This window comes from Deltaproteobacteria bacterium (genome assembly GCA_020848745.1).
Taxonomy (GTDB): Bacteria; Desulfobacterota; Binatia; order UTPRO1; family UTPRO1; genus UTPRO1.
In genome coordinates, this window is the sequence record JADLHM010000097.1 from 1 (window position 1) to 9,396 (window position 9,396).

Here is a 9,396-nt window from a genome sequence, read left to right on the forward strand (position 1 = left end):
GAGGATCTCCGGCCCGTGCGCGTACTTCTCGGTCGGCATGTGGCCCGTCTCCTCGAGGAGCGGCATGTAGATGAAGGACGTCGTGTCGCACTGGGCGCCGGGATAGCGGTTCCAGTACCAGGTGCCGCCGAAGTCGCCGCCCTTCTCGACGACGCGGAGGTCGGTGATCCCCGCCTCCTCGAGCCGCGCACCGGTGACGAGTCCGGCGAATCCGCCGCCGATGATCGCGACCGTCACTTGGTCGGCCTTCGACTCGCGCGGGACGACCGGGAGGTACGGATCTTCCAGATACCGCTCGAACCGGCCCTCGACCTGGACGTATTGCTCGTTGCCGTCGGAGCGGAGGCGCTTGGCGCGCTCTTCGGCGTACTTCTTCTTGAGGCTTTCCTTGTCGACGGTGGGCACGCGATCTCCTCCGTACGGGGTCTGCCGGAGCCTAGCGGGGTCGCCGGAGTAGCGCCATCGGCCCGCGCCTCAGCAGAAGAACGTCGCGATCTCGTCGACGGCGGCTCGGGTCGTCCGCCACGAGTTGATCGGGTGCGCGGGGTCTGCCCAGCCGACGGCCATCCCGCAATAGATCTGGAGCTCGTCCGGAATCGCGAAGAAGCGACGCACGAAGGTGTGGCGCGCCATCCACGACTCCTGCATGCAGGTCGCGAGGCCCCGGGCCTCGGCGACGAGCGCGATCGTCTGCATCAGCATGCCGAGGTGGGCCCACTGACCCGGACCCATCTGGCGGTCGAGCGCGAAGAAGAAGGCCGCCGGCGCGCCGAAGAAGTCGAAGTTCTTGGCCAGCTGCGTGAGGCGCGCCGGCTTGTCGTCGCGCGGGATGCCGATCGAGCGGTAGAGATCCTCGCCGCATTCGAAGCGCCGCGTGCGGTAGGGTTCCTTGATGCCGACGGGGTACATCGGGAACTCGGTCGGCTCGCCGCGGGGCGCGGTCTTCATCAGCTCCGCGAGCTCCGTCCGGAAGCGCGCCATCGAGGCGCCGGCGAGGACCCATATACGCCACGGCTGGCAGTTGCCGCCCGAGGGCGACCAGCGCGCGACTTCGAGGAGCGCGCGGAGCTCCGCCTCGGTGACAGGCCGGTCGAGGAAGGCGCGGGTGGAGCGGCGGTTGCGGATCGCGTCGAGAACGTCCATCGGGCCTCCTTGTCGGTGGGTAGCAGATCGCAAGAGCGAAGTTGACGTCATCCGGTCGTGACTCAACCGAGACCGTGGCTCGGGACGGCGCCGGACGTCGCGGGCAAGCGATAGCGGTCGCCGACGTACGCGAGGAACGGCGGCGCTCCCGGTCGGACGCCGAGCCGCCATTCGATCGCGTGGGGCGCGGTGCCCGTTGCGTGGATGGTGCCGTCGTGGAGACCGTGCAGATGGTGCGCGGCGCAGACCGTCGTGCGGTTGTCGCGCGTGTTGTCACCGCCGCGGGAGCGGAAGCGGATGTGGTGATCGTGAAGGTTCCGGCGCGAGCTGCATGCGGGCACCGTGCAGCGCCAGCGGTCCCGGGCGAAGACCGGATCGGGGTGGCGCGGCGTGCTCTCCCAGCAGGCGATGACGTGTCGCACGAGGCGTTCGAGCGCGGCCCAGCGCGGCTCGGTCGCATCGGACGGATCGGCGAAAGCGTCGAGGACGTCCCGTAGGAGCGCCACGACCGACGTCGGACCGCTGAACCGGATCTCCGCGTCGCATACCTCGGACGCGGCGGGCGGGCGGGACGCATCGACCGGGCCGAATGGTCCGGGTGCAGGATCCTGCTCACCGACGCCGGAGTGACGAATCGCGGCACCGGCTCCGACCGCGGCCACGGGGTCGGCGACGTGCGCACCGATTTGCAGTCGGGCAGTCAGTGACAAAACGCGGCACTCGTCGGTCGAGCCGGCGGCGCTGGGCGGTAGCAAGCGGCTGTCCACCGGCGGCGGCCCGAGAGACACGCTCGGCCCGAGCGCGTCACGCGCCGCCAACACCCAGTCGATCTCGTCGCAGAGCCGGCGAACGGTAACGAGCTCGGAACGCGCGATCCACGCCGCCGCGTTCTCACGGTCGAGGACCGGGAGCAGCGAGAGCGCACGGACCCAGGACAATCGGCCCTCGCGGTATGCCCGAGCGAAGTCGCCGCTCCGGAGCGTCGCCTTCTCGATCTTGAGGAGCGCCCACGCTTTCCGGGCCGAGATGCCGAGCCGCTCGCGGACGTAGTCTTCGAACGATGCGCAGCCGACCGTTCCATAGAAGCGGTGGTCGACCACGACCCGCAACGAGCGACCGATCCGCGGCTCGATCGTGCGGAGCACCCGCATCGCTTCGACGAGCCGCGCATCGAGGGCGACGGGATCGGACGACGCCGGCGGCGCGAGCGAGAGCGGCGCGCGATTGCGGGCGCGCCCGGACGGACCATGGTCCGGCGAACCGCCAGGGGCGGCGCACGAGTCACGATCGGACAAAGGTTCAGCGGACGAATGGTGCGCGGACGAATCGGCCGAGCTTGCCGCGGCATCGACGATCGCGGAGCCGTCTTCGACCGCGGGAGCGTTCCCGTCGCCCGCTCCTCGCGCCTCCCGTCGGGCGCGACGGGCCAGGCGGACGGCCGTGATCAATGCCCGGTCGGCGAGCGAGACGGCGCGCTGCCCGAACGCCGTCCCGACCGGACGCCCCGACGAGCCCTCCGCGGCGACGACCTCGGCGGCGCGCCACTCCGCGAGCGGCTCCCCGGCGGCGCACGACGCGAGCTCGAGGGCGCGGCGCCAGAGCGCGCGGACACGAGCTGGGCATGCGAGGCGCCAACGAACCGGAGGCTCGCCGTCGATCTCGTTCGGGTCGCCCTCGGGATCGGGCGCGACGCCCTCGGGCCGGCGCGCGCGCCTGACAAGGCGCTCGAGCGTTTCGACCGTCGAGCGGCGCGCCAGCGCGAGCCAGCGAACCTCGTCCGCCGCGACGGCGACCCGGCAGATCAAGCGCGCCTGCGCCCATGAGAGCTCCGAGCGATCGTAGGCGCGCGAGACCGCCGGAAGCGCGTCGAGCCGCGTCGCAAGCCAGGCGGCGCTCTGCAGCGTCCGCGCCGACACGCCGAGCCGCTCGCGCGCGTAGTCCCCAAGGCGGACGAAGCCGAGCCGACGGTACCCGCGACGACGCATGAGCTCGCGCGCCGCACAACCGAGCTCGCGGCGCATGGTCGCCTCGCCGCGACACGCGAGCCTGAGCTCGGCGTCCAGCGTCGACGCGAAGCGCGCTCGTTCGGACTGCAAGGCGCGGTCCGCCTCGTTCGACGGCCGGGACCGTGCCTGCAGCGTCCCGCCGTCGGAGGTCGGCAGCTCAGGCGTTGGCTGGTTGGTCGGCCAGTACCCCCCGTCGCCGCCGTCGGTACGCCGCAGCCGGCGCACCACCCCACGCAGCCCGAAGAATCGGCGCGGACGACGGCGGCGGTCGGCGGAGACAAGCATCTCTGGTCGAGCTTCCGGGTCGATACGGAGCGGTTGTCGCGAACGTCTCGACGTTCGCAGGGCGAACATTAGGCGAAACTGCATGGCAAGTCAACCAAAAATTTCGCTCGGCCGGGCGCGGGGCTTCGGCTCTCTAGCGCAGCGCCGCCAGCAACACCTGGCGGGCGCGCTCGTACTTCGCGGCCCGCGCGTGATCCTTCTCCGTGGGTGACGCGAGGCGCGAGAGGTCCGCGTTGTCGGCGAGGTCGGCGAGCTTCACGACGATCGCGAGCCGCGAGCCGCCTTCCGCGATGCGGCGGACGAACGCGTCGTAGCCCGCCTCACTGCCCTTCTCCTCCGGACGCTTCGTCACGAGCTCCAGGGCGTCGATCACCGTCCGCGGGATACCCTCATGGAGGAGCCGATCGAACGACACGCCGGCGTCCTCGACGACGTCGTGCAGCACGGCGGCGATCATGGCTTCGAGGCCTTCTCCCCCGACGCGCTCCATGACGCGGAGAGGATGACGGATGTAGGCATGGCCGCCCTTGTCGGTCGCGCCGCGATGGGCAGCGAGAGCGACCGTGATGGCGCGTTCGAGGAGGGCGTTGTCGATCGGGGGCATTGCGGGCGTCGTCGAATCCATTCTCACGTCTCTGCTACGCGCCGGCTCGGGCGACGCGGACCGGCCGTGCCGAGCCGGCGCGTCATACGTAGTAGCGGCTCCGCACCCGTTCGACGAACGCCCCGAGGTTCGCGTGGCGCCGCGCGTAGCCCCTCGCCGGGATCGCGATCGCGACCTCGATGACGTCGGCGAGGAGGTCGTGGGCGATTGCATGGCCCTGCTCCCATCGGTCCGGTCGAGGATCCTCGGCCTCCGTTCGCCGGCGGACGCGTGACCGGTTTCGCGGCTCGCCGAGGCCGAGCCATGGTCGGATCGCCGGACGGGCCGTAAAGCGCTTCGGCGGCGGAGGTGGATCTTCAGTCGCTTGGCGGAAGCGGTAAGCTGAGTGATCCGAGCCATATCGAACTGGACGAGCCGGTTTCCGGCATCAACGGCCCAATCGAGGTGACCTCGGGGTGTTCATGTGAAGTCGTCCCGCTCCTGGAGCGATCGCAGTACCTCTTCGTCATATTCGACGACGAGTTCGTCACGCAGCTCCGCGTAGCCGAGCGGCGCCTCGCCTCTCGCGTAGCCGATGCCGCGGTAGCCGCGGAGGCGCCTCTCGAACATTCGCAGCAGCATCGGGATCTCGCGGTCGACGTAGTCGAAGATGCGGACCTCCCTCTTCGCAGAGTGTAGGCGATGTAGTCGGCCCGTGTACTGGATCAGCGTCCCCTTCCACGACACCGGCAGCGCCAGGAAGAGCGTGTTGAGGCGAGCGTCGTCGAAGCCTTCGCCGATGTAGCGGCCGGTGGCGAGCACGAGGCGCTCCGCGGCATCGGGAATCGCCGCGAGCCGCTCCTGCACCGCGCGGCGCTCCCTGGTCCCCATACCGCCGTGGAGCACGACCAGATGTCGGGTGAGCTTCCGCAGCTGTTCGGCAAAATACTCGAGGTGATCCTTACGCTCGGTCAGCACGATCGGAGACCGCCCCTGCTCGAGCGCCTGAACGACATCATTCAGGATCAGGTGGTTCCGCTGCTCGTCGGCCGCGAGCGCAGCGTAGAGCTCTTGGATGCTCGACGTCTTCTCGCGCGAGGTTGTAAAGCCGGTCTCCCGAACCACGAGCGTGTGCGCGAAAGGACGTTGCGCCGCCTGGCTCTTGGGGTCCACGGCAAAACGGACGGGCCCGAGCTGCATCTCGGCAATGGGATCGTGTCCGTCGCGCCGCTGTGGAGTCGCCGTCAGACCGACGACGTAACGCGCCCTGGCCTCGGCCAGTACCCGCTCGAACGACACGGCCGGGAGATGGTGGCATTCGTCCACGATGATCTGGCCATAGTTCGCGACCAGATCCTGTACCTTCCCGTTACGACACAGGCTCTGAATCATCGCAACGTCGAGCTTGCCATTGCCGGTCTTCCGGCCTGCGCCGATCTGGCCGATCTCTTTGGGCTCGATTCCAAGAAAGAGCGACAGTTGCGCCAGCCACTGATCGAGAAGCGGACGCCGGTGAACCAGAACCAACGTGCTGCAACCCCGCGCCGCGACCATGTAGGTTCCGACGACCGTCTTCCCGACGCCGGGCGGCGCCACGAATACGCCGATGTCGTGACCGAGCAGCGCGGCCACAGCGCTCATTTGGACCGCCGTAAGGGTTCCTTGAAACCGGAACCCGACCGGCTCACCGCTTGTGCGCCGATCCTCGACGTCGAGAGAGGCGCCATATCTCCCGAGGAGTCCCTGAACCTCGGTCTGTCGACCTCGCGGCAGGCCGACGTGATGCGGCAGATCCTCTGCGCACGCGATCACGCGTGGCGTCGTCGCCGTCGACAAGCGCATGCTCTGTTTCTTGTAGAACTCGGGGTTCTGGAATGCTGCGAGCCGTTTGATCTCGTTGATCAGCGGCGAGGGAAGCCCAGCCTTATCGACGAAGAGCTTCTGCGCGAGGACCGCTCGCACCATCGGCGGGACCGGCTCGGTGAGGATCACAGGCTTGGGCTTCCGTGATGGGAGACGCGCCCATGGGGTCGCGCCATCTTCATCGGCGCTCTCGGCCAACCGAACACCGACGACCGACCCCTGGCGCGTCGCTTCGCGGGCGATGGTCTCCACCGCTGCCGGATCTATACGCGGCACGGATGAGAGATATACCCACTGCTGATCATCGGGGTACGGCTTCAGCTCATCGTCGAGGAATACGGAGTTCCCTGCTTTCCTCGCCTCACGCTGGAGTGGCAGCGCAATGAGGTTCCCGAAACCGCCGCGCGGCATCGTATCCTGGCTCGGGAAGAGGCGATCGTAGGAGTCCATGCTCAGCTGATGCCGTCGCGACATGGTCTCGGTGATGAGGTAGCAACCCATTTTCCGCGAGGTGCTCGCCGCTACCGGCGCCGCAAAGAAGAACCACACGTGGGCGCCGTGACCCGACCGCGATCTTTCTACCGCCGTGGGCAAGCCGACACCTCGGCAGGTTTCGACGAACGCCCGCACGTCCTCGATCCACGTACTCTTGTCGAAGTCGACCGCAAGGAGCCAGCTGGTCTCGTCCTCCAAGAGCGGGTACACGCCCATCACGTGCCGACCCGTGAGGTGGCCAGCCACCGCGGCATCGTCGAACGGAGCGAACGCCTGGTTCGGGCATTCGCCGCACTTCACTTTCGGCAACTCGCAGACGCCTCTGACGAACTTGTTCCGGCACGCGGGCGCGTAGCCTGGCTTCCCGGTCTTCTTGCTGACGAACCGAGTCGGGAAGACATCTTCCCGCCCGCGAAACAGCGAGCGGAAGAGCTTCACCTTGTCGGCCGGAGTACGCGGAACCGGTGCATCAATCGCCAAGGGCGGGTGCACGCGGATCTGCGGCTCGGCGCCCAGGGAAGCTACGTCTGCTCGTAGCGCCGCGAGGCGACATCGTGAATCAGCCTGCTCAGCCTCGAGCGTGGCGAGGCGAACCTCTTCCTGATCGATCGCTTCGCGCAACTGCTCGCGGCGGGCGCGTTGCTCGGGTCGCTGCCGCCCAAGGACGCGTGTTGGGTCGTCGTCCTTCATCGTGAATCCGGACCGCTCAACCGGCTATCCGACCTGGACGGTGACACCAGGAACAATTGCGTGCGCGCTGAGACGTAGAACCGACGTGGACGATGCCTCGCGCAAGTGCCGCTGCCGTTTCAGGTCGAGCCGATCTCGTGAACGATCGCATCGACACGCGCACGGAGGCTCGCGAGCTGTTGATCGACGACCTGCCAAACGAGATCAAGGTCAACGCCAAAATAGTCGTGGACGAGTTTGTCGCGCATCCCGGCGATCTGTCGCCACGGTAGATCGGGGTGCGCACTCGTGAGGGCTCCAGAGAGCTGCTTCACCGCCTCGCCGACGATCTCCAGATTGCGGAGCACCGCGTCCTGCGTCTTCCGATCCGCGAAGAACTGCGCGCGACCGCCGGTCGTGTAGGACACGATGGCATCAATGGCGTCTCGAATATGGAGAAGATACGCGCGGTCGTCCTTCACAATGCCCGAGCCTCAGCGAGGATATGGTCGCGGAGGTAGGGACTGAGGCCACGATCCGAGACGACATCAACCTGGCGCCCGAGCAACTGCTCGAGATCCTGGGACAGGCCAACGAGATCGAGCAGGGACCGACCGGGTTCCATGGTGACCAGCACATCGATGTCGCTCTCGTCGCCTGCCTCACCGCGCGCCGCCGAGCCGAAGAGGCGCACGTTGCGAGCCCCATGGGCTTCGGCCAGGCGAAGAATCTCCGGTCGGTGGCGGGCGAGAAGATCGACAACGTCCATTGGGAAAACTTTACCTCACGCTAGCCATGCTCGACCAGCGGCCAGTCGGATTCCGTTCACCGGACTGCCGATCTAGAGCGGAGATCTCGGAACGGCAATGGTATTGACCGCAATGGCATCGCCACGCTGCTCCAAACAGTCGATCGGCACGTTGAAGATTCGTGCCGTACGGTCGGCGCTCTCGGGCCTGGCCCGATCGGCGATCGGCGAGCCCTTCGCCGTGCTGTCAGGAGCGCATTGTCCCCTCGTTTGTGCGAGGCGACACCCCGGCGCGTCGCGAGACGGCGATGCACGGATGACGCTTACCTTGCGGGCGGCGGCTTGTTCCGAGCGCCTGAGCGCTTCGCGATCACACGATTGAGCTGATTTTGGGTGCGCCGTCGCCGTGTTCGCTCAGTCCGACGGACACTGGCGAGTTGCAGCTTCACCTCGATCACGGCCGCCGCTGTATCCGAGAGGCCGAGGAACTCGTTGGTCCCGCTCACGCTCCACCCCGCCGCTCTCAAACGCTTCTGCTTGGCTTCTTTCATGGCCGTCCTTCCGCATGTCGCAGGTCCGACCACGCAGTATGATCTCGACCAGAATCGCCGCAAAGTGCTAGAGGTAAGGCATGGACGGAGCAATCGTTGTTCGCGGCAAGCTCAGTGATCCGAGCCACATCGAACTGGACGAGCCGGTTGCCGGCATTGATGGTCCCGTCGAGGTGACCGTGCGCCAAGTCCAAACGATGGCCCTGGGATCGCCGCGACTGGTCTTGCAGGCTCTCCGCGATCTTCCGGATCTCGACGCGGGCGACGTGGACGAGCTCGAGCGCATGATCGAGACTGGCAAGCTGCCCACGCGGCCCGAGGGCGTGTTCGACACCGACGCCTGAGGCCCTGCCTCAAATGATCTTTCTTCTCGATTCGAACGCGTTCTCCGATCTCATGCGGAAGAACGCGCGAATCGAAGCACGCCTCGCCGCACTCGGACCGAACGCCCAAGTCGTCATCTGCCCCATCGTGCGTGGTGAGATTCTCTACGGAATCGCACGCCTCCCCCACGGGCGCCGCCGCGAAAACCTCGCTAACCAAGCAGCGTCTCTTTTCGCAACGATCGCGTGCGCGCCCGTCCCTGCCGATGCGGCGGATGCCTACGCGCGCATCAAGCTCCTGCGCCAACGGCAGGGTCTCAGTCTCGACGAAAACGATCTCTGGATCGCTGCCACCGCCTCCGCACTCGGCGCAACCCTGGTGACCCGCGATCGCGACTTCACTGCCATGCCGGACCTTACAACGGTCGACTGGACCGTCTGACGAACCAGTGCCCCGTCCGCCAAGGCGTTCCTCGTGCCCTATCGTGCCAATCGGTATGCGGGCACGACCACCGTCTGAAGATAGTCGTCGAGATCGCGCACACCGAGTTCCTCGGTGAGATCTACGACTGTCCCCTCGCCGGCCATCTCGAGCTCCTCCATGCTGGAGAGTGCCGGGTTCTCGGGTGTGATCAGCGGCGCTTGATCGGCTTCGCTGCTTCGGTGCGTTGCGCGAGTTGGAGGTCGGAGCGTTCGGTGGCGAGGTCGATCCAGCGATCGACGAGGCGGC

Annotated in this window: 9 protein-coding genes; 2 read left to right on the plus strand and 7 right to left on the minus strand. The window is 67.3% G+C overall.

Going from position 1 to position 9,396, the window contains the following annotated elements:
- From IT293_13870 to IT293_13900, 7 genes are all read right to left on the minus strand, one after another.
- A partial coding sequence (locus tag IT293_13870; GenBank protein MCC6765740.1) for an NAD(P)-binding protein occupies window positions 1–405 on the minus strand: 405 nt, incomplete at its 3' end.
- A gap of 69 nt (window positions 406–474) precedes the next feature.
- Entirely contained in the window at window positions 475–1,143 is a 669-nt protein-coding gene (locus IT293_13875) for a nitroreductase (protein ID MCC6765741.1), read from the minus strand.
- A gap of 62 nt (window positions 1,144–1,205) precedes the next feature.
- Window positions 1,206–3,239, minus strand: coding sequence for an HNH endonuclease (locus IT293_13880; GenBank protein ID MCC6765742.1), 2,034 nt, complete (start codon window positions 3,237–3,239; stop codon window positions 1,206–1,208).
- 328 nt (window positions 3,240–3,567) lie between these two features.
- A complete protein-coding gene (locus IT293_13885; GenBank protein ID MCC6765743.1) occupies window positions 3,568–4,038 on the minus strand; it encodes a hypothetical protein in 471 nt (156 codons plus the stop codon).
- Window positions 4,039–4,497: 459 nt separating this feature from the next.
- Window positions 4,498–7,065 carry a DEAD/DEAH box helicase gene (locus tag IT293_13890; GenBank protein ID MCC6765744.1) on the minus strand — a complete coding sequence of 856 codons (2,568 nt, stop codon included), beginning with the start codon at window positions 7,063–7,065 and terminating at the stop codon, window positions 4,498–4,500.
- A gap of 119 nt (window positions 7,066–7,184) precedes the next feature.
- Window positions 7,185–7,526: a DUF86 domain-containing protein gene (locus tag IT293_13895; protein MCC6765745.1), complete on the minus strand. Its 342-nt coding sequence runs from the start codon at window positions 7,524–7,526 to the stop codon at window positions 7,185–7,187.
- Window positions 7,523–7,813: a nucleotidyltransferase family protein gene (locus IT293_13900; GenBank protein ID MCC6765746.1), complete on the minus strand. Its 291-nt coding sequence runs from the start codon at window positions 7,811–7,813 to the stop codon at window positions 7,523–7,525. Before IT293_13900 ends, IT293_13895 begins: the two co-directional genes overlap by 4 nt.
- A gap of 610 nt (window positions 7,814–8,423) precedes the next feature.
- On the opposite strand from IT293_13900, the gene IT293_13905 reads away from it, so the two are divergent.
- On the plus strand, window positions 8,424–8,687 hold the full coding sequence (locus IT293_13905) for a hypothetical protein (GenBank protein MCC6765747.1): 264 nt from the start codon (window positions 8,424–8,426) through the stop codon (window positions 8,685–8,687).
- Window positions 8,688–8,700: 13 nt separating this feature from the next.
- A complete protein-coding gene (locus IT293_13910) occupies window positions 8,701–9,108 on the plus strand; it encodes a type II toxin-antitoxin system VapC family toxin (protein ID MCC6765748.1) in 408 nt (135 codons plus the stop codon).
- Window positions 9,109–9,396 lie beyond the last annotated feature (288 nt).

Coding starts and splice junctions, on each gene's coding strand:
- IT293_13875 (MCC6765741.1), bottom strand. CDS start 1,143: ATGGACGTTCTCGACGCGATCCGCAACCGCCGCTCCACCCGCGCCTTC.
- IT293_13885 (MCC6765743.1), bottom strand. CDS start 4,038: ATGCCCCCGATCGACAACGCCCTCCTCGAACGCGCCATCACGGTCGCT.
- IT293_13890 (MCC6765744.1), bottom strand. CDS start 7,065: ATGAAGGACGACGACCCAACACGCGTCCTTGGGCGGCAGCGACCCGAG.
- IT293_13900 (MCC6765746.1), bottom strand. CDS start 7,813: ATGGACGTTGTCGATCTTCTCGCCCGCCACCGACCGGAGATTCTTCGC.
- IT293_13905 (MCC6765747.1), top strand. CDS start 8,424: ATGGACGGAGCAATCGTTGTTCGCGGCAAGCTCAGTGATCCGAGCCAC.
- IT293_13910 (MCC6765748.1), top strand. CDS start 8,701: ATGATCTTTCTTCTCGATTCGAACGCGTTCTCCGATCTCATGCGGAAG.